Below are 18,179 nucleotides of genomic sequence, written 5' to 3' on the forward strand. Positions count from 1 at the left end.
TAACTTAATGCAAATTCCTCACTTTACGTGACCTGGTGTATAAGCACTGCAGCAACCACCGAGGGATGAATTTAGCAACCGTACTTTACGATTCATTAAGCCTATCGAGGAATTCTGGCGCGGGGAATACTCCCTTGCAAAACGTTTATCGGGGCCAGCATGTCCTCCACCTTGTCCGGTGACGCGTCATTAACCTTACCAAATACGCTCACCATCAAGAATATATTAGCCGTTCAAGAGATTATCTTGAACCATTTGGCCGATAATTCAGCAGCGATACTTGATATCGACGCGGAGGCGCAGGTCGACCTCAGCTTCGTCCAGCTCGTGACGGCAGCGCGCAAGCAGGCTGAGTCGCGCGGGGTCCAGCTTCTACTTTCCCGCCCGGCGGCAGGAGACCTTTACGACGTGCTGAAGCGTGGCGGCTTTCTCGACGAGATGACGCCGGACGCCGCACATTTCTGGTTGCATCAGGAGAAAAATTGATGACCGCGAAAATCTTGACCGTGGACGATTCCGCCAGCATCCGGCTGACGACACGCGTCACCCTGAGCAATGCCGGCTACACCGTGACCGAAGCGGTCGACGGACTTGACGGTCTGAGCAAGCTGCAGGCCGGTGAATACGACCTCGTGATCACCGACCTCAACATGCCGAACATGGACGGCCTCACGATGATCCGCGAACTGCGCAAGTTGCCCGCGCATACCGGCGTGCCGGTCATCTTCCTCACCACGGAATCCGACGGCGAAATCAAGGCGCAGGCCAAGGCCGCCGGCGCCACCGGCTGGCTGACCAAGCCGTTCGATCCGGAAAGCCTCGTCAAGATCGCCAGGAAGGTTCTCGGCAAATGAGCAACCCGGACCCGATCTCAGTTTTCCGGACAGAAGCGGCCGAACTGCTGGAACAGATCGAGTCCGGCCTGCTCGACCTGACGCGCAGCCTCGACGACCGCGACCAGATCGATGCCGTCTTCCGCGGCCTGCACACGCTGAAGGGCTCCGGCGCGATGTTCGGTTTCGAGGCGCTCGCCGCCTTCACGCACCATTGCGAAACCGCCTTCGACCGTGTGCGCAAAGGCGATGTGCCCGCGACGCACGAGCTGGTCTCGGCGGTCCTTTCCGCGCAGGACCATATGCGCGCCCTGCTCGAGACGCCGAACGGCGACCACGACGCGATGAGCGCCAGCCTGCTCGACAATCTGCACCGCGCCGTCAACGGTGCGGGTTCTCCTACCCCCGCCGTCAGCATTGCCCCAACGGCGGCACCCCGGGCCGAAGCCGCTGGCGGGATGCGCGAATGGCGCATCCGCTTCAGCCTGCCGGTCAATGCCATGGCGAACGGCACCAACCCGCTTGGCCTGCTCGATGAAATGCGCGACCTCGGCGAATGCCGGATCGTCGCCGACACGGCAAAGGTTCCCGACCTCGCCACGCTCGAACCGCGCGACATCCATCTTGCCTGGGACGTGACGCTCAAGACCGAAAAGCCCCGCAGCGACATCGAGGACGTCTTCATCTTCGTCATGGACGACATGGAGCTCGACATCACGCAGATCGCCGCCGAAGGCCCGGCCCCGGCCCCCGTTGCAGCGGCCATACCGAAGGCCGTGGTGGTCACGGAGCGCGAGGCGCCGGCCATCCAGGCCGCCAATGATTCCAAACAGGCGAAATCCGCGGAAAACGTCCGCGTGCCAGCCGAACGCCTCGACGAGATGATGGATCGTGTCGGCGAGCTGGTCATCGCCCAGTCCCGCCTCACCCAGCTCGCGGGCAGCGCGGCCGATCTTGGCCTGCGTTCCGTCTCCGAGGAAATCGAACGTCTTTCCGGCGAGTTGCGCGACACGATGATGGTGCTGCGCATGATGCCGGTCGCCAGCCTCTTCAGCCGCTTCCGCCGCCTCGTGCACGACCTGTCGCGCGAAACCGGCAAGGAAATCGAGCTTGTCACCGAGGGCGAAAGCACCGAGGTCGACAAGACGGTCATCGACCGCCTCGCCGATCCCCTCGTCCATCTCGTGCGCAACTCGATCGACCACGGTCTGGAACAACCTGAAGAGCGTATCGCCGCCGGCAAGGACCCGAAGGGCAAGGTCATTCTCTCGGCGCACCAGACGGGTGGCGAGGTCATCATCACCATCAAGGACGACGGACGCGGCATCAACCGCGAGCGCGTGCGCGCCAAGGCCGAATCCTCCGGCCTGATCCAGCCGGGACAGGCGCTTTCCGATCCGGAACTGCTGCAACTCATCTTCCAGCCCGGCTTCTCGACGGCCCAGGCCGTCACCAACCTCTCCGGCCGCGGCGTCGGCATGGACGTGGTGAAGAAGACGGTGGAAGCGCTGCGCGGGGCCATCGACATCACCAGCAAGCCGGGCGACGGCTCGGAAGTGTCGCTGCGCATTCCGCTGACGCTCGCCATCATCGAAGGCCTGCTCGTGCGCGTCGGCGGGGGCTGCTACGTCATCCCGCTCTCGGCCGTCGAGGAATGCCTCGAACTGTCGCTCGAAGACGACCTGCGCTCGCGCGGACGCTCCTTCATTTCGCTGCGCGACAGTCTCGTACCGTTCCTGCGCCTGCGGGAACTCTTCCGTACCGGTACCCAGCCCGATCAACACCAGAAGGTCGTCGTCATCTCGACCGGTTCGGAGCGTGTCGGCCTCGTCGTCGACCAGATCATCGGCGACCACCAGACAGTCATCAAATCCATGTCCAAGCTGCACCATGACGTCGCCACCTTCTCGGGCGCGACCATCCTCGGGGACGGCAGCGTCGCGCTGATCCTTGACGTCACGCATCTCGTCGCGGCCGGACAGCACCAGGAGGCGCAAATGCGGGCGGCAGGATGAGCGAAGCGGCACGGAAACTCGACTACGGCACGATCTGGGGTAACGAGGACGACCTTTCCGTCCTCACCTTCAACCTCAACGGCGAGACCTTCGCCATCGAGGCGATCGTCGTGCAGGAAATCCTCGACCTTCTGCCGGAAACCCATGTTCCCGGCAGCAAGCCCTTCGTTTCGAGCGTCATCAACTTCCGTGGCAAGGTGATCCCGCTTGCGGACATTCGTCTCGCCTTCGGCATGGAGGCGACGGAAACCACCATCGACAGCCGCATCATCGTCATCGAACTCGACCTCGACGACGAACCCACGCTGGTCGGCATCCGCACCGACAAGGTCAATGAAGTCACGACGCTGTCGAAGGTCGCAAGCGAGCCGCCGCCGAGCGTGGGCATGCGCTGGCGCGCCGACTACATCAATTGCCTCGTCAAGCGAGGCGGCGAATTCATCATCGTTCCGAACCTGCACGCGATCTTTTCATCCCGGAAGGATCGAGCCGGCAACGCGCAAGCGCCAAACTAGGCGCTCAGGAGAGACCCATGCGCTTTACCATCAAACTCAAGCTGTTCCTGACTTTCGGCTTCATGATCGCCGTGCTCGTCGGCACCGCGGGCTACGGCATCATGAGCCTCGGTGGCCTCAACACGACGCTTGGCGACGTGCTGAATGGTCCGGCCGAGCGTCTGAAGCTCGCCCAGTCGCTGAACAACCTGCAACTCCAGCAGATCCGCCAGCAGAAGAACATGCTTCTGTCCGCAAATGCCACGGAGACGAACCGCTACATCGGCCTCAGCGACGAAGCGCGCAAGGAATTCGATGCGACGATTGAAAAGGTCCTCGCCAAGGCGACGGAACAGGGCAAGGTGATGTGGAGCAAGCTCTCCGCCTTCACCACCGATTTCCGCCGCGACGACGACCGCATCCGCACCCTGGCGCTTGCCGGCGACATGGCCGGTGCGACACGCATCTCGACCACCGATGCGCGCGCCGTGACCAACGAGATCGACACCCTGCTCAGCGAAGTCGTCAAGCTCGAGGAAGGCCGTCTCGAGGAAGCCGAGGCGAATGCCCAGGCCCAGTATGAAGGCACGCGCACGCTCATGGTCACAGCCGCCGCCATCGCGGTCCTCGTTGCCATCATGGCGGCCGTCTGGATCGTGCTGTCGATCAACCGCGGCCTCAATCGCGCTGCAAGCGCCGTACAAGGCGTGGCGGATGGCGACCTCACCCGCTTTGCCGAAATCACCACGAAGGACGAGATCGGCGACATGCTCGGCCACGTCAACACGATGATCGAGCGCCTGCGCGGCGTTGTCGCCGATGCGCTCTCGGCCTCCGACAACGTTTCCTCCGGCAGCCAGGAACTCTCGGCCAGCTCCGAGCAACTCTCGCAGGGCGCGACCGAACAGGCGTCGTCGGCCGAAGAGGCTTCCGCCTCGATGGAAGAAATGGCCGCCAACATCAAGCAGAACGCCGATAACGCCGCCCAGACCGAAAAGATTGCCCGCCAGTCCGCCAAGGACGCCGAAGCCTCCGGCGAGGCCGTCGGTCGCGCCGTCGGCGCCATGCGCACCATTGCGGAGAAGATTTCCATCGTCCAGGAGATCGCCCGCCAGACCGACCTGCTCGCCCTGAACGCCGCCGTGGAAGCGGCCCGTGCCGGCGAGCACGGCAAGGGCTTTGCCGTCGTCGCCTCGGAAGTGCGCAAGCTCGCCGAGCGCAGCCAGGCGGCAGCCGCCGAAATCAGCACGCTGTCGGGCCAGACGGTCTCCGTCGCCACCGAAGCCGGCGACATGCTGAACCGGCTGGTGCCCGACATCCGCAAGACCGCCGAACTGGTCTCGGAAATCTCGGCCGCCTGCCGCGAGCAGGATATCGGCGCCTCGCAGATCAACGAGGCCATCCAGCAACTCGACAAGGTGACCCAGCAGAATGCCGGGGCCTCGGAAGAGATGTCCGGCACCTCGGAGGAACTCGCCGCACAGGCCGAGGAGTTGCAGGCTTCGATTGCCTTCTTCCGTGTCGACAATGCCGGCCGCAGGGAAGCGAAGCACGCCGAAAAGCTGCGCGCGACCGCCGCGAAGATGGCGGCCCCTGCCGCCGTCAAGCGCCCGGCCGTGCACCGCACCGCAACGGCGGCGTCCAAGACGCCGCGCAGCAACGGCTTTGCCCTCGACATGTCGATGGGTGGCCCGGACTCGGACGACGCGGACTTCCGTGAAAGCGCCTGATCGAAATCAATGATGACGGCGCGCCCTGCGACGGGCGCGCCGTGCAATCGAACCCGGCGCATGTAGACGCCGGAAAAGGGCTGCATCCGCAGCCCGCGGAAGGGTGAGTGTATCGGTCTTCACGCATGGGAGTGTCGCAATCGCGCCACTCCGCCCTAAAGGCATCTGCGACAAGGAGAATCCGGGATGCGTCTTACCATCAAGCTGAAGCTGGGCCTCGCCTTTGGCTTCCTGATCACCCTACTTTGCATTTCGGCTGGCATCGGCGTTCGCAGCCTCAGCGAAATGAACACGCTGCGCAACGAGCTCATCGAAGGCCCGATCCAGCAGGACGACTACGCCAACGATCTCGCCGCCGCCTTCGACGGGCTCGGCCTTGCCGAAGGCGACCTGCTGATGGCCACCACGCCGGAGCGGGCGAACAAGGCGAAGGCGACCATCGCGGCGGAACGGGAAACATTCGAAAAGGCGCTCAACGACGGCCAGAACGACGCGACCGGCGAATTCAAGGCGAAGTGGCAGGAAGTCCGGGATTTCTGGGACGACTACATGGCCATCAACGACAGGATCGTTTCCCTCATCGCCTCCGGCCAGCGCGACCTCGCTCTTGAAGTCAACCAGACGGAAGGCGGCGCCGCAGCCGACAAGCTCGACGAAATGACCGCAGGTCTTTCGGCATTGACCGAGGCCGCCATCAAGGATTCCGATACCGTGGCCGACGCGAGCTACGAGACGGCCTTCTACACGCTCGTTACGCTGACGGTTGCCGCCTTCCTGCTCTCGGTCGGCGCTGCCCTCTGGATTGCACTCGGCATCAACACCGGCCTGCGCAAGATCAGGGCGGTCGCGGAAGCTGTCGCCATCGGCGACCTTAACCAGAATGTCGAAATCAAGACGAACGACGAGATCAAGGATCTGGTCGATACGATCAACGTGATGACCGGCAATCTGCGCAATACGGCAACCATTGCCGACCAGATCGCCAATGGCGACCTGACCGTGACGCCGAAGCCGCTCTCCGACAAGGATACGCTCGGCGCTTCCCTGGAAAGCATGGTCGAACGCCTGCGCGGCGTCGTCGGCGATGCCCTTTCGGCCGCCAACAACGTCTCCTCCGGCAGCCAGGAACTCTCGGCCAGCTCCGAACAGCTTTCGCAGGGCGCGACCGAACAGGCTTCGTCGGCCGAAGAGGCTTCCGCCTCGATGGAGGAAATGGCCGCCAACATCAAGCAGAACGCCGACAACGCCGCCCAGACCGAAAAGATCGCCCGCCAGTCCGCCAAGGATGCCGAAGCTTCCGGCGAGGCCGTCGGTCGCGCCGTCGGCGCCATGCGCACCATTGCGGAGAAGATTTCCATCGTCCAGGAGATCGCCCGCCAGACCGACCTGCTCGCCCTGAACGCCGCCGTGGAAGCGGCCCGTGCCGGCGAGCACGGCAAGGGCTTTGCCGTCGTCGCCTCGGAAGTGCGCAAGCTCGCCGAGCGCAGCCAGGCGGCAGCCGCCGAAATCAGCACGCTGTCGGGCCAGACGGTCTCCGTCGCCACCGAAGCCGGCGACATGCTGAACCGGCTGGTGCCTGACATCCGCAAGACCGCCGAGCTGGTCTCGGAAATCTCGGCCGCGTGCCGCGAGCAGGATATCGGCGCCTCGCAGATCAACGAGGCCATCCAGCAGCTCGACAAGGTGACCCAGCAGAATGCCGGCGCCTCGGAAGAAATGTCCGGCACCTCGGAAGAACTCGCCGCACAGGCCGAGGAGCTTCAGACGTCCATCGCCTTCTTCCGCGTCGATCGCGCGGCAGGTGCGCCGGCTTCCGCGCAGCGCCGTCCGGCACCGGTCGCGACCCGTCCGGCGGCAAAACCCGCCGCCGCGCCGTTCCGAAAGGCCGACAACACCGTCAACGCCCAGCAGGCTCGCGCCCGCGGCTTCGCCCTCGACATGTCGATGGGCGGTCCGGATGCCGACGACGCTGATTTCCGGGAAAGCGCCTGATCATGGCCGGCACGTCCTCCGAATCCCAGTATGTCACCTTCTCCCTCGACAACGAGGTTTTCGCGGTCCCCGTTTCGGTGGTCCGGGAAATCCTCGACCATGAGGAGGCCTTCAGGATCCCGAATGGGCCGGACTATCTGCTCGGTCTCAGGGACGTGCGCGGCCAGGGCGTGCCGGTCATCGATCTGCGTCTTCGTCTCGGCATGACGAAGACGCAGAAAACGCAGCACACGCGAGCGCTGGTGCTCGACGTGCCGATCGGCGAGAAGACCCTGACGCTCGGCCTCGTCGCCGATCGCGTCTACGAGGTCATTCCCTTCCGAAACGAGGAGATCGAGGGCGCGCCGGACATCGGCGTGCGCTGGTCCTCCGACTACATCGCAGGCGTCGTGCGCCGCAACGGCGGCTTCGTCGTCATCGTCGACCTCGCCCGTCTCTTTTCCGGTGCGGAAGTCGCGATGATGGGCTCGGCAAACCGCATCGCCGCCACGGCATAATTTTCGAGGAGACGGGCGTGGGAGCAGCATTGCGAGCACAGGCGAGCGGAGACGGCTTGAGCAGCCGGAATTTCGAGGCCCTGTCGCGCTACATCTACGATTACAGCGGCATCAAGATGCCGATCACCAAGCTGACGATGCTGGAAGGCCGCCTGCGGCGACGCCTCCGGGCCACCGGCATCGCCGACTTCAATGCCTATTGCGACTATCTCTTCAAGCATGGCGGCATCGAGAAGGAAGCGATCTTCCTGATCGATGCCGTGACGACGAACAAGACGGACTTCTTCCGGGAGCCGAAGCATTTCGAGTTCATGGAACGAACCGGTCTGCCGGAACTCGCCGCGGCCGGACACAAGCGACTGCGCCTGTGGAGCGCAGCCTGCTCCGTCGGCGCCGAACCCTATACGATGGCGATGGTGCTGCAGGATTTCGCCGAGAGCACACCGGGCATCGATTATCGCATCCTGGCGACGGATCTTTCGACGGACGTGCTGCAGGCGGCACGCCGCGGTGTCTATCCGCGCGACATGGTCCAGCCCGTGCCGACAGACGTACAGCGGCGCTACGTGATGGTCTCGCGCGATGCCTCGCGTGGCGAAGTGCGTATCCATCCCCGGCTGCGCGCAGCCATCGGCTTTGCGCGCATGAACCTCATGGACAGCGCCTACAAGGTGGGCGAGCCGATGCACATGATCTTCTGCCGCAACGTGCTCATCTATTTCGACAAGCCGACGCAGGCGAAGGTGCTGTCGCGGTTGTGCGATTGCCTGATACCCGGCGGCTATCTCTATGTGGGCCATTCCGAAACGGTCACCGGCATCTCCCTGCCGGTGCGCCAGGTCGCCAACACGGTTTTCAAGAAGATCTGATGCCCCTTCCGGTCAAGAAGATCCGCGTTCTCATCATCGACGACTCGGCAAGCGTGCGCCAGGCGCTGACCCACGTTCTGGAGCAGGATCCGGAGATCGAGGTGATGGGGGCCGCCTCCGACCCGTTCATGGCGGCCAAGAAGATCCAGGAGGAAATTCCCGACGTCATCACGCTGGACGTGGAAATGCCGCGCATGGACGGCATCACCTTCCTGCGCAAGCTGATGTCGCAGCGGCCGATCCCAGTCGTCATGTGCTCATCGCTGACCGAGGAAGGCTCCGAAACGCTGATGCAGGCCCTGGAGGCCGGCGCCGTCGACATCATCCTGAAGCCCAAGATCGGCGCCGCCGACCACCTTGCCGAATCCGGCACGCGCATCCGTGAGGCGGTCAAAGGCGCCGCGGTGGCGCGCCTTGGCCACGGCCGGCGCGCGGCAGTTTCGAGCGGCCCGACGGCAAAGCTCACCGCTGACGCCGTGCTGCCGCCGCCAAGCGGCCGCGCCATGGCAAAGACGACGGAAATGGTTACCTGTATCGGCGCATCGACCGGCGGCACCGAGGCGCTGCGCGTGCTGCTCGAGCAACTGCCGGCCAACTCTCCAGGCATCGTGATCGTGCAGCACATGCCGGAAAAATTCACCGCCGCCTTCGCCAAGCGGCTGAACAGTCTGTGTGACGTCGAGGTCAAGGAGGCCGTGCATGGCGATCCTGTGCTGCGCGGCCATGTGCTGATCGCGCCCGGCGACAAACACATGATGCTGGAGCGGCAGGGCGCGCGCTATCACGTCGCGGTGCGCGAAGGCCCTCTGGTCTCCCGTCACCGGCCATCCGTCGATGTGCTCTTCCGTTCCGCCGCCCGTTCGGCCGGCGGCAATGCGATGGGCGTCATCATGACCGGCATGGGGGACGATGGGGCACGCGGCATGGCCGAGATGCATCAGGCCGGCGCCTATACGGTGGCGCAGGACGAGGCAACCTCCATCGTCTTCGGCATGCCGAAGGAAGCAATTGCCCATGGCGGCGTCGACAAGATCCTGCCCCTCGACCAGCTTGCCCGCGAAATCCTTGCGGCGGACCGTCGCCGATAAAGCATTTTCACCGGCCGTTAACCATAATTGGCCAGAGTGACGAAGCACCATGCGGGGTGTCTTGTTCGAGCGATGACCGGCTCACGAACCGATCCAGAGAGGCTCATGCCCGTCATCACCTTCGCCAATACCAAGGGCGGCGCCGGCAAGACGACCGCGGTGCTGCTGCTCGCGACCGAGCTTGCACGGCTTGGTTTTCGCGTCTCGGTGCTCGACGCGGATCCGCAGCACTGGATCACCCGCTGGTATGAGAATTCCGAGGGCGCTCGCGGCAATCGGCTGCATGTCGTTCCCTATGTCACCATGAGCACGATCGACCGGCAGCTCGCCGAAGAGAAGGCCAGGGCCGACTTCGTGCTGATCGATCTGCCGGGATCACGCAGCTCCCTGCTCGCCAAGGCGGTCGGTCATGCCGACTACGTGCTGATCCCCGTGCAGGGCTCGGCCATGGATGCCCAGGGCGGCGCCAATGTCATCGAGCTCCTTCAGTATCTCGAGGACAAGGCCAACATCCGCATCCGCCACTCCGTGGTGCTCACCCGCGTCAATTCGATGGTGACGACCCGCGCGATGAATGCCGTGAAAGACCTCCTCGCCGCGCGCCGCGTGCACCTGCTCGAAACGCCTATCGTCGAACGCTCCGCCTTCCGTGACATCTTCGGCTGCGGTGGCACGCTCTACTCGATGGATGCGAGACAGGTCAGCAACCTCGACAAGGCGCAGGAAAACGCCCGCGCGCTGGCGCTCGAAGTGCTCCGGCAGATTCCCAGCGCTGTCTCCGTCGATGGCCACGGCATGAAAGAGGTCGCGTAGCCACAGGACGCCCCCTACCGGATCGATCCGGCGACGGACCTTGCTTGGTTTGCAGCCGATGCCAACAGCGCCATGTCGCGGAGAAACACCAGCAATCAACCTCAGGCGATTGCTGGATAGCCGTGACGCGCGGCCTCCCGATCCAGCTCCGCCAGCACCTCGTAGTCGGCATCGCCAAGCAGGCGGATACCGCGCAGCGACAGCGTATCGCAGGTCTCGGCAAGATCGGGATCGGCAATGGTTTCGGCCAAAGCGCGGCGCAGGATGGCGAGATCCTTCGCCGGGGTCGAGGCGGAGGTGATGAAGGGTAGGCCCGGCCCCCTGGCGGTTTCGGCGAGAATACGCACGCCGGCAACACGATCGGCATCAAAGCGCAGCGTGTTGCCGAAGGTGACACAGTCGATCGACGCAATGTCAGCCTCGCCACGGGCAACCGCATCGATGCTCTCCCGATGGCCCCCGGTCTCGATCACCGACGAGAAGAAGCGACCGTCGATCGCATGAGGCGCGACAGAATGGCGAAAGAGATTGTATCCGGAATTGCTGCCGGGTTCGTTGATCGCGGCACGCGCGCCTCTCAAATCCTCGATCGCGGTGGCGCAGGATTGGGCGTTGACGATAATGAAGCTGCATGTGAGCGGACCATCGCAGCCCGCGAGCCCGTAGACCGGCGTTGCGACAAGCTGCACCTTGCCGCGCAGATGCTGGACATAGGGATATCCGCAGGTCTGGCTAAACAGCAGATCCGGCCTGAGCCAAGTGTCGGGAGAGATATCGTCAAGCGTCGCCGGTGCTTCAAGGCCAAGTGCGCGGGCGCGCCGGCCCAGCGCCGCCCAGAACAGATGCGTCGCCTGCGCAACCGGCGGCGGGCTGACATACATGAAGAGGCTGGCGAGCGGCATGGACGAACTCCGGAACCGAAAAACCAATGCAATGCGCGGATTTGAATAGCAACGGGATTTCGTTGCTCGCGCGCTCCATAGACCGCTCCGGGTTGGCGATCGAGAGGATCGAGACCTTGGTCGCATTGTGTGGCCACCGGCAACGAGCGCAAGCTGACGGGGTGGCTGTTCCACATCTGGAGGAGAAGCATATGGCCTGGAAGAAACCCGTCATCAAAGACATTGCCTGCGGCATGGAAATCAACATGTACGGACCTTCGGAAGACGATCCGCGTCCGGATCATCCGTTCTGAGGAGACCGTGCGTATCGTTGTTCTCGGGGCAGGCGCCGGGGGGGGCCTGCCCCAATGGAACTGCGGCTGCCCGCAGTGCGCCGCCGCGCGGCAGGGCCTGATTGCTCCGATGAGCCAGAGCACGCTTGCCGTGAGCGTCGATGGCGAAGGCTGGGTGCTGCTCAATGCCTCGCCGGATCTGCGTCAGCAGCTCGCCGCCTGCTCGTCGCTGCATCCGAAGGGGCTGCGGGACAGCCCGGTGAAAGCGGTGGTGGTGACCAATGGCGATGTCGATCATATCGCGGGTCTTCTGACCCTGCGCGAGAAGACCGGCTTCACCCTCCATGCCACCGAGGCGACCCATCGGGTCCTTTTGGAAAATGCTGTCTTCGGCGTTCTCGATCCGGCTTTGGTGGAGCGCCGGACCATCACCCTAGACCAGCCCTTCAGCCCGCTTCCGGGCCTGATGGTCACGGCCTATGCCGTTCCGGGAAAGGTCCCGCTCTATCTCGAAGACGGCGCGCCCGATCTGGCGATGCTCGGCGAGCAGACGGTTGGGCTGCGTTTACAATCCGGGGAGCATGAGGCGCACTACGTTCCCGGATGTGCTGCGCTGCCGGACTGGCTCGTGGATCGGCTGACGCCCGCCGCAGCCGTGCTTTTCGACGGTACAATCTGGACCGACGACGAGATGCCCCGGTCCGGCACCGGCGCCAAGACCGGCGCGCGCATGGGGCATATCGCGATGAGCGGTGCGGGCGGCTCGCTTGAACGCCTCGCCGGGCTTCGGGGCCGACGCATCTACACGCATGTCAACAACACGAACCCGGCACTGATACCCGAAAGCGCGGCACGCATCGCGATCGCCGCCGCCGGATGGGAAATCGCGAGCGATGGCATGGAGGTCGTCCTGTGAGCCCGAGCCAAAAGCACGAAGACCAGCCCCTCGGCCGCGACGAATTCGAGGCGCGCCTGCGCCGGGTCGGCGAGGAGCGCTATCACGACAAACATCGCTTTCACGACCGGCTGCACGGTGGCGCCTGCACGATGGACGAGGTGCAGGCCTGGGTGATCAACCGCTGGCAATACCAGTGTTCCATTCCCATGAAGGACGCCGCTTTCTTGTCGCGTTGCCGCGATCCGGATCTGCGCCGCATCTGGCGGTCGCGCATCGAGGACCACGACGGCAGCCCCGAGGATGGCGGCGGCATCCGGCGCTGGCTGCGGCTTGCGGAAGGCGTCGGGCTGGATCCGGCCTATGTCGCCTCCGGTCGCGGCGTGATGCCGGCAACGCGTTTCATCGTCGATGCCTATATCCGCTTCGTGCGCGATGAACCGCTCATTGCCGCGATGGCGAGTTCCCTGACCGAGATGTTCGCGCCCGCCATCCACACGCGCCGTATCGACGGCCTGCTGGAGCATTACGATTTCGCCGATCGCGAAACGATCTCCTATTTCCGCCACCGCCTGAGCGAAGCGCCGAAGGATGTTCGGTTCACGCTCGACTGGGTGCTGACCCACGCCGCGACCCGCACGGAGCAGGAAGCCGCGATCGCCGCGCTGACCTTCAAGACGGATGTGCTCTGGGCGCAGCTCGATGCGCTCTGGGGCGGCTATGTCGAGGGACACAGACCGCCGGGCGCCTGGAAGCCCGGCGAAGGACAAAGGATGGAGCGCGCATGACGGACGATCCCGTTCCCCTCCTCCCGCGCGGAACCCGCCTGCACCATGACCGGGTGCGCGGCACGATGGTTCTGCTCGTTCCGGAGCGCGCGCTTCTGCTCGACGAAATCGGCAGCGCCATTCTCGGCGAGGTCGATGGCCGCTTGTCCCTCGGAGCGATTTCCGCCCGCCTCGCAGAGCGCTATGGCGCGCCGGAGGCGGATGTTGCGTCGGATGTCCGCGACTTTCTCGGCGGGCTCGTTGCCCAGAGGCTGGTGGACTATCGATGACGGACCGTCCCGCCCCACCGATCGCCATGCTCGCGGAACTGACGCATCGCTGTCCGCTGTCCTGCTCCTATTGCTCGAACCCGCTGGAGCTGACAGCGCGTGACAATGAGCTGTCGACCGAAGTCTGGTCGGACGTCTTTCGCCAGGCCGCCGATCTCGGAGTGCTGCAACTGCACCTTTCCGGCGGCGAACCGGCATCCCGGCGCGATCTCGAAGCCCTCGTGAAGGCGGCGCGGGATGCGGCACTCTACGTCAACCTGATCACGTCGGGCATCGGGCTCACGCCGGCGCGTCTCGATGCGCTCGAAGTAGCAGGGATCGACCACGTCCAGCTCTCGCTGCAGGCGACGACGGCCGAAAAGGCCGACTGGGTCGGAGGCTACAAGGGGGGATTTGTCCGCAAACTCGCCTTCGCCGACGAAGTCCGTCGGCGCGGCATTCCCTTGACGGTCAATGCCGTCATGCACCGGCACACGATCGACGACATCGAGGCCGCAATCGACTTCGCCGCCGATCTTGGCGCCCGCCGGATCGAGGTGGCCTGCGTGCAATTCTACGGATGGGCTCTGGCAAACCGCGCCGCCCTGCTCCCGACGCGCGCACAAGTCCAACATGCCAAGGAGGCCGTCGCCGCCGCACGTCGGGTCTATGCCGGGCGCATGACCATCGATTTCGTTCCGCCCGACTACTATGCCGATTACCCCAAGGCCTGCATGGGCGGCTGGGGCTCGACCGGCATCAACATAGCCCCCGACGGCGCCGTCCTGCCGTGCCACGCCGCGGCGACCATCCCCGGTCTCGTATTCGACCGGGTGACCGAAACATCCCTTTCGACCATCTGGTACGAGGGCGCCGCCTTCAACGCGTTCCGGGGCCATGAATGGATGCAGGAGCCTTGCCGGAGCTGCGCCCGGCGCGACCACGACCATGGCGGCTGCCGCTGCCAGGCGATGGCGCTGGCCGCCGATGCCACGGCGACCGACCCGGTCTGCCGCCATGCGCCGGCTCGCCCCATCGTGGATCATATCATCGCCGAACAGGCTTCGACGGCCGCGCACTTCACCTACCGAACCCACAAGCACTAGCGGCAGCTTTCAAGCGCGGAAATCGACCGCCAGCGACCGCACGTCGGCGACGTAACGCTGCAAGCGGGCGGCGTTGTCGGCAAGGTCCGGACGGGCCGCAGCCCAGCCGATATAGGTGAGCGCACGCAAGAGCAGGAAGAGCGGCAGATATTCGAATTCCGCCTGCGCCTGCGGCCTGATGGCGGCGTAACCGTCAAGCAATGCGGCACGCAGGATCGGATAGGATTGTTCGCGCCGGTTGCGCAGCAGCGTCGTCGCCAGGTCGAACAGGCGGAAGCCGAAGCCGCAATCGTCGAAATCGATGAAAGCGACCGCACCTTTGCGCACGAAGATGTTTTCCCGCACGATATCGGCGTGGATCAGGCCGTAATCGAGGCGCAACGCGACGGATGCAAGGCGAACCGAGAGCGTTTCACGCAGCGCCGTCAAATAGGTCCGGTCTTCGGCAGAGAGCGCTGCGCAATCCCAGAACCGGCCCCAGAACGGCGTTTCGCCGAGCAGGCCGGCAGCATCCCAGGCGGGACGTTCGAAACCCACCGGCTGGCGAAAGGCATCGGCGGCACCGTGCAGCAGCGCCATTTCTCGGCCAATGGCATCGAAGATCACCGGCAGGTCGCGGCCCTCTTCGGAGAGCGGAACACCGGTCTCGCCGAGCGGTTCGCCATCGATCCAACCTATAAGGTCGGCGTAATGCGGCCCATCGCCGAAGGCGACGAGCAAGGCGCCGTTTGCCGCCGGAATCGGCTGCGGCACGGCAAGGCCACGATCGCGCAGGTTCGCCATGAAGGCGAGTTCCGAGGCGAGTGCTGCCTGCGAATGATAGGCCGGGCGATGCAGCCGCAGTGCCGCAGGATCGCCCCAGGCGAGCTTTACCTTGAACACCGCGTTTTCGCGGTATTTGATGAGTTCGGGCACCTGCTCCGGCAGATCCCAATGGGCAAGCGCGGCGATGGCCCGCCGCGTCAGCATCTCCTCCATGCCGCCCATCGGCTCAGAGCCCGCCCAGGACATCGTCGAGCGTCGACAACATCAGGTCCGCGTTCTCTTTCGAGAAAGGCATGGGCGGGCGGATTTTCGTGGCGTTCTGGTGGATGCCGAGCTTGCCCATCAGCACGCCGCGCTCGCGCATGCCGTTGATGACGCGGGTGGCAATGTCGGAGGCCGGGGTCTTCTCCGCCCGGTCGAGCACCAGTTCGGCGCCGAAGAACAGGCCGCTGCCGCGTACATTGCCGATCAGCGGGTGTTTATCCGCCAGTTTCTGCAGGCCTGCACGGGCATAGGCGCCGACGTCCAGCGCGTTTTCCTGCAGCTTTTCATCCTCCAGCACGTCGAGCACCGCCAGGGCCGCCGCGCAGGAGACGGGATTGCCGCCGAAGGTGTTGAAGTAGCGAAAAGCCTTGCGGAAGGCGTTCAGCGTCTCGGCACCGGCGACGACACCGCCGACCGGATGGCCATTGGCCATCGGTTTGCCGAGGGTAACGACGTCGGGGACGATACCCGCTTTCTGGTGGCCCCACATATGGGTGCCGGCGCGGCCGAAACCGGGCTGCACCTCATCGCAGATCACGATGCCGCCAGCCTTGCGCACGGCAGCGACGGCGGGGGCGAGAAAGTTTTCCGGCAGGTCCGGAAAACCCTCATTGGCGAAGAAGGGATCGATGATCAGCGCGGAAAAGCCGAAGGGGCTTTCCTGCAACGAGGCGATGGCCTCCTCCACCTTCACCGCCCAGGCCGTTGCGAAAGCAGCACCGCCCTCGCCGCCGAGCGGCCGATAGGCATCGGGTGCGGGCACATGGCGGACATGGCCGCCATAGCCGCCGACCGGCGGCATGCGGGTCGAAAGCTGCGATACCGCCGTGGTGTTGCCGTGATAGGTGAAGTCGGTGGCGATCACGCCCGTCTTGCCGGTCACGGCCTGCGCCATGCGCAGCGCCACGTCGTTCGCCTCGCTGCCGGTGCAGGTCAGGATGGCACTGTCGAGGCTCTTGTCGAAGGTCGCGGTCAGGCGCTCGACATAGTCAAGGATGCCTTCGTGCAGATAGCGGGTGTGGGTGTTGAGCGTCGAGGCCTGCCGGCAGATCGCCTCCACAACGCGCGGATGGCAATGGCCGACATGCGGCACATTGTTGTAGCAGTCGAGATACTGTTTCCCGTCCGCATCCCACAGCCACACACCCTCGCCCTTCACGAGATGAACCGGGTCCTCGTAGAAAAGCGACATGTTGCGGCCGAGCAGTTTTTCGCGCCGGGCGCGCAGAGCCTCCTCGCCCGCCATCCTACTTGCCTTCCGCCGCGCTGAGGCCTTCATCGAGCGCCGAGACGATCTTCTGCACATCGGCCGCGGTGATGATGAGCGGCGGCGAGATGATGACGTTGGCACCAGAGGTACGCACCATGACGCCCGCCTCATAGGTCGTGTCATAGACCTTCTGCACCACATCCTTGGCGGCAGCGCTCTTCTTGGCGCGGTCGGAGACAAGCTCCAGCGCCGCCATCAGGCCCTTGCCGCGCACGTCGCCCACGAGCTCGTGCTTCGCTTTCAGGCCTTCGAGGCCTGCCATGAGTTCGATGCCGCGGGCGGCGGCATTGGCGGCCGTGTTGACCTTGGCGGTCTCCCTGAGCGTCGCAAGGGCGGCGGCCGCACCCACCGGATGGCCGGAATAGGTGTAGCCATGGCCGATCGAGCCGAACGAATCCTTGTTGGATTCGAAGGCCGTCGCCACCTTGTCGGAGATCATTAAGGCGCCGAAGGGGAAATAGCCGTTGGTGATCGCCTTGGCGGTCGTCATCATGTCGGGCTTGACGCCCCAGCCGCGCGAGCCGGTCCAGGCGCCAGTTCGGCCGAAGGCGGTGATGACCTCGTCGGCGATCAGGAGGATGCCGTGTTTGTCGCAGATGGCGCGCATAAGCGGCATGAAGGTTTCATGCGGCACGATCACGCCGCCCGCCCCCAGCACCGGCTCCATGATGAAGGCCGCGATCGTATCGGCGCCCTGGAAGGCCACCTCGTCCTCGAACTGGCGGGCGATCGCCTGCGCGATCTCGGCCGGATCGGTCGTGTTGAACGGATTGCGATAGGGATAGGGCGCGGCGAGATGGAAGACGCCGGGCAGGAGCGGCTCGTAGTTGCGGCGGAAATTGGCGTTGCCGTTGACCGAGGCGCCGCCGAAATGCGTGCCGTGATAACCCTTCTTGAGCGCCACGAACTTGGTGCGTTCCGGCTGGCCGTTGATCTTGTGGAACTGGCGGGCGAGCCTGAGCGCCGTCTCCACCGAATCAGAACCGCCCGACGTGAAGAACGAGCGCGTCAGGCCGTCCTCCTTGAAGAATTCGGCAAGTTCATAGGACAGTTCGATCAGGGGCGAATTGGTGGTGCCTCGGAAGGTGGAGTAGTAGGGCAGCGTGTCCAGTTGGTCGCGGATCGCCTGCTTCACCGGCTCGCAGGAATAGCCGAGATTGACGTTCCACAGGCCGCCGACGGCGTCGAGCACCGTCTTGCCATGGATATCCACCACATCCACGCCCGCGCCGCCCTGAATGATGCGCGGCGGCTTGGCCTGCATTTCAGCCGGATGGGCCATGGGGTGCCAGAGATGGCGGGCATTGTTCTCGATCAGGAAGTTGGAATCGCGCATGG

19 protein-coding genes are annotated in these 18,179 nt (G+C 64.6%); 15 read left to right on the forward strand and 4 right to left on the reverse strand.

Features of this window, described 5'->3' with window-relative positions:
- Window positions 1-159 precede the first annotated feature (159 nt).
- The 10 genes from MUO32_RS01330 to MUO32_RS01375 all read left to right on the forward strand — a co-directional run bounded on the left by MUO32_RS01330 (window position 160) and on the right by MUO32_RS01375 (window position 10,331).
- Window positions 160-486, forward strand: a complete 327-nt coding sequence (locus tag MUO32_RS01330) for an STAS domain-containing protein (RefSeq protein ID WP_257946432.1) — start codon at window positions 160-162, stop codon at window positions 484-486.
- Window positions 486-854, forward strand: coding sequence for a response regulator (locus MUO32_RS01335; RefSeq protein WP_244762952.1), 369 nt, complete (start codon window positions 486-488; stop codon window positions 852-854). Before MUO32_RS01330 ends, MUO32_RS01335 begins: the two co-directional genes overlap by 1 nt.
- Entirely contained in the window at window positions 851-2,848 is a 1,998-nt protein-coding gene (locus MUO32_RS01340; RefSeq protein WP_257946433.1) for a chemotaxis protein CheA, read from the forward strand. The genes MUO32_RS01335 and MUO32_RS01340 overlap by 4 nt, the downstream gene beginning before the upstream one ends.
- Entirely contained in the window at window positions 2,845-3,363 is a 519-nt protein-coding gene (locus MUO32_RS01345; protein WP_257946434.1) for a chemotaxis protein CheW, read from the forward strand. The genes MUO32_RS01340 and MUO32_RS01345 overlap by 4 nt, the downstream gene beginning before the upstream one ends.
- A gap of 17 nt (window positions 3,364-3,380) precedes the next feature.
- Window positions 3,381-5,072 (forward strand): methyl-accepting chemotaxis protein, encoded by a 1,692-nt coding sequence (locus MUO32_RS01350; protein ID WP_257946435.1) that lies wholly within the window; start codon window positions 3,381-3,383, stop codon window positions 5,070-5,072.
- A gap of 186 nt (window positions 5,073-5,258) precedes the next feature.
- Window positions 5,259-7,064: a methyl-accepting chemotaxis protein gene (locus MUO32_RS01355; protein WP_257946436.1), complete on the forward strand. Its 1,806-nt coding sequence runs from the start codon at window positions 5,259-5,261 to the stop codon at window positions 7,062-7,064.
- Between the two features lie 2 nt (window positions 7,065-7,066).
- Window positions 7,067-7,561 carry a chemotaxis protein CheW gene (locus tag MUO32_RS01360; RefSeq protein ID WP_257946437.1) on the forward strand — a complete coding sequence of 165 codons (495 nt, stop codon included), beginning with the start codon at window positions 7,067-7,069 and terminating at the stop codon, window positions 7,559-7,561.
- A gap of 17 nt (window positions 7,562-7,578) precedes the next feature.
- A complete protein-coding gene (locus MUO32_RS01365; protein WP_257946438.1) occupies window positions 7,579-8,430 on the forward strand; it encodes a protein-glutamate O-methyltransferase CheR in 852 nt (283 codons plus the stop codon).
- Window positions 8,430-9,518, forward strand: coding sequence for a chemotaxis response regulator protein-glutamate methylesterase (locus tag MUO32_RS01370; protein ID WP_257946439.1), 1,089 nt, complete (start codon window positions 8,430-8,432; stop codon window positions 9,516-9,518). Before MUO32_RS01365 ends, MUO32_RS01370 begins: the two co-directional genes overlap by 1 nt.
- A gap of 105 nt (window positions 9,519-9,623) precedes the next feature.
- Window positions 9,624-10,331 (forward strand): ParA family protein, encoded by a 708-nt coding sequence (locus MUO32_RS01375; RefSeq protein ID WP_257946440.1) that lies wholly within the window; start codon window positions 9,624-9,626, stop codon window positions 10,329-10,331.
- 101 nt (window positions 10,332-10,432) lie between these two features.
- Here MUO32_RS01375 and MUO32_RS01380 read toward each other — a convergent pair whose 3' ends face one another.
- Window positions 10,433-11,233, reverse strand: a complete 801-nt coding sequence (locus tag MUO32_RS01380) for a phosphate/phosphite/phosphonate ABC transporter substrate-binding protein (RefSeq protein WP_257946441.1) — start codon at window positions 11,231-11,233, stop codon at window positions 10,433-10,435.
- 191 nt (window positions 11,234-11,424) lie between these two features.
- Between MUO32_RS01380 and pqqA the strand changes: the two genes are divergently transcribed.
- Genes pqqA through pqqE form a run of 5 tightly spaced genes read left to right on the forward strand, consistent with a single transcriptional unit; the run spans window position 11,425 to window position 14,542 of the window.
- Window positions 11,425-11,526, forward strand: coding sequence for a pyrroloquinoline quinone precursor peptide PqqA (pqqA, locus tag MUO32_RS01385; protein WP_069063320.1), 102 nt, complete (start codon window positions 11,425-11,427; stop codon window positions 11,524-11,526).
- The gene (gene pqqB, locus MUO32_RS01390) at window positions 11,516-12,421 is read left to right on the forward strand and encodes a pyrroloquinoline quinone biosynthesis protein PqqB (protein WP_374708593.1); all 906 of its coding nucleotides are present in this window, start codon (window positions 11,516-11,518) and stop codon (window positions 12,419-12,421) included. The genes pqqA and pqqB overlap by 11 nt, the downstream gene beginning before the upstream one ends.
- On the forward strand, window positions 12,418-13,188 hold the full coding sequence (pqqC, locus tag MUO32_RS01395) for a pyrroloquinoline-quinone synthase PqqC (RefSeq protein WP_257946443.1): 771 nt from the start codon (window positions 12,418-12,420) through the stop codon (window positions 13,186-13,188). Before pqqB ends, pqqC begins: the two co-directional genes overlap by 4 nt.
- Window positions 13,185-13,457 (forward strand): pyrroloquinoline quinone biosynthesis peptide chaperone PqqD, encoded by a 273-nt coding sequence (pqqD, locus tag MUO32_RS01400; RefSeq protein ID WP_257946444.1) that lies wholly within the window; start codon window positions 13,185-13,187, stop codon window positions 13,455-13,457. The genes pqqC and pqqD overlap by 4 nt, the downstream gene beginning before the upstream one ends.
- Window positions 13,454-14,542 carry a pyrroloquinoline quinone biosynthesis protein PqqE gene (gene pqqE / locus MUO32_RS01405; RefSeq protein WP_257946445.1) on the forward strand — a complete coding sequence of 363 codons (1,089 nt, stop codon included), beginning with the start codon at window positions 13,454-13,456 and terminating at the stop codon, window positions 14,540-14,542. The genes pqqD and pqqE overlap by 4 nt, the downstream gene beginning before the upstream one ends.
- A 9-nt stretch (window positions 14,543-14,551) precedes the next feature.
- Here the strand turns inward: pqqE and MUO32_RS01410 are convergent, their stop codons facing one another.
- The 3 genes from MUO32_RS01410 to MUO32_RS01420 are packed head-to-tail and all read right to left on the reverse strand — an operon-like array spanning window position 14,552 to window position 18,177.
- Window positions 14,552-15,553, reverse strand: coding sequence for a phosphotransferase enzyme family protein (locus MUO32_RS01410; RefSeq protein WP_257946446.1), 1,002 nt, complete (start codon window positions 15,551-15,553; stop codon window positions 14,552-14,554).
- Window positions 15,534-16,817 (reverse strand): aspartate aminotransferase family protein, encoded by a 1,284-nt coding sequence (locus MUO32_RS01415; protein WP_257946447.1) that lies wholly within the window; start codon window positions 16,815-16,817, stop codon window positions 15,534-15,536. The genes MUO32_RS01410 and MUO32_RS01415 overlap by 20 nt, the downstream gene beginning before the upstream one ends.
- 1 nt (window position 16,818) lies before the next feature.
- On the reverse strand, window positions 16,819-18,177 hold the full coding sequence (locus MUO32_RS01420) for an aspartate aminotransferase family protein (RefSeq protein ID WP_257946448.1): 1,359 nt from the start codon (window positions 18,175-18,177) through the stop codon (window positions 16,819-16,821).
- Window positions 18,178-18,179: the final 2 nt, after the last annotated feature.

The organism is Shinella sp. CPCC 101442, assembly GCF_024704725.1.
GTDB lineage: Bacteria > Pseudomonadota > Alphaproteobacteria > Rhizobiales > Rhizobiaceae > Shinella.

What these genes read in the sequence shown, in the direction of transcription:
- MUO32_RS01330 (WP_257946432.1), top strand. Translation starts at nt 160, where the DNA reads ATGTCCTCCACCTTGTCCGGTGACGCGTCATTAACCTTACCAAATACG.
- MUO32_RS01335 (WP_244762952.1), top strand. Translation starts at nt 486, where the DNA reads ATGACCGCGAAAATCTTGACCGTGGACGATTCCGCCAGCATCCGGCTG.
- MUO32_RS01340 (WP_257946433.1), top strand. Translation starts at nt 851, where the DNA reads ATGAGCAACCCGGACCCGATCTCAGTTTTCCGGACAGAAGCGGCCGAA.
- MUO32_RS01345 (WP_257946434.1), top strand. Translation starts at nt 2,845, where the DNA reads ATGAGCGAAGCGGCACGGAAACTCGACTACGGCACGATCTGGGGTAAC.
- MUO32_RS01350 (WP_257946435.1), top strand. Translation starts at nt 3,381, where the DNA reads ATGCGCTTTACCATCAAACTCAAGCTGTTCCTGACTTTCGGCTTCATG.
- MUO32_RS01355 (WP_257946436.1), top strand. Translation starts at nt 5,259, where the DNA reads ATGCGTCTTACCATCAAGCTGAAGCTGGGCCTCGCCTTTGGCTTCCTG.
- MUO32_RS01360 (WP_257946437.1), top strand. Translation starts at nt 7,067, where the DNA reads ATGGCCGGCACGTCCTCCGAATCCCAGTATGTCACCTTCTCCCTCGAC.
- MUO32_RS01370 (WP_257946439.1), top strand. Translation starts at nt 8,430, where the DNA reads ATGCCCCTTCCGGTCAAGAAGATCCGCGTTCTCATCATCGACGACTCG.
- MUO32_RS01375 (WP_257946440.1), top strand. Translation starts at nt 9,624, where the DNA reads ATGCCCGTCATCACCTTCGCCAATACCAAGGGCGGCGCCGGCAAGACG.
- MUO32_RS01380 (WP_257946441.1), bottom strand. Translation starts at nt 11,233, where the DNA reads ATGCCGCTCGCCAGCCTCTTCATGTATGTCAGCCCGCCGCCGGTTGCG.
- pqqA (WP_069063320.1), top strand. Translation starts at nt 11,425, where the DNA reads ATGGCCTGGAAGAAACCCGTCATCAAAGACATTGCCTGCGGCATGGAA.
- pqqD (WP_257946444.1), top strand. Translation starts at nt 13,185, where the DNA reads ATGACGGACGATCCCGTTCCCCTCCTCCCGCGCGGAACCCGCCTGCAC.
- pqqE (WP_257946445.1), top strand. Translation starts at nt 13,454, where the DNA reads ATGACGGACCGTCCCGCCCCACCGATCGCCATGCTCGCGGAACTGACG.
- MUO32_RS01410 (WP_257946446.1), bottom strand. Translation starts at nt 15,553, where the DNA reads ATGTCCTGGGCGGGCTCTGAGCCGATGGGCGGCATGGAGGAGATGCTG.
- MUO32_RS01415 (WP_257946447.1), bottom strand. Translation starts at nt 16,817, where the DNA reads ATGGCGGGCGAGGAGGCTCTGCGCGCCCGGCGCGAAAAACTGCTCGGC.
- MUO32_RS01420 (WP_257946448.1), bottom strand. Translation starts at nt 18,177, where the DNA reads ATGCGCGATTCCAACTTCCTGATCGAGAACAATGCCCGCCATCTCTGG.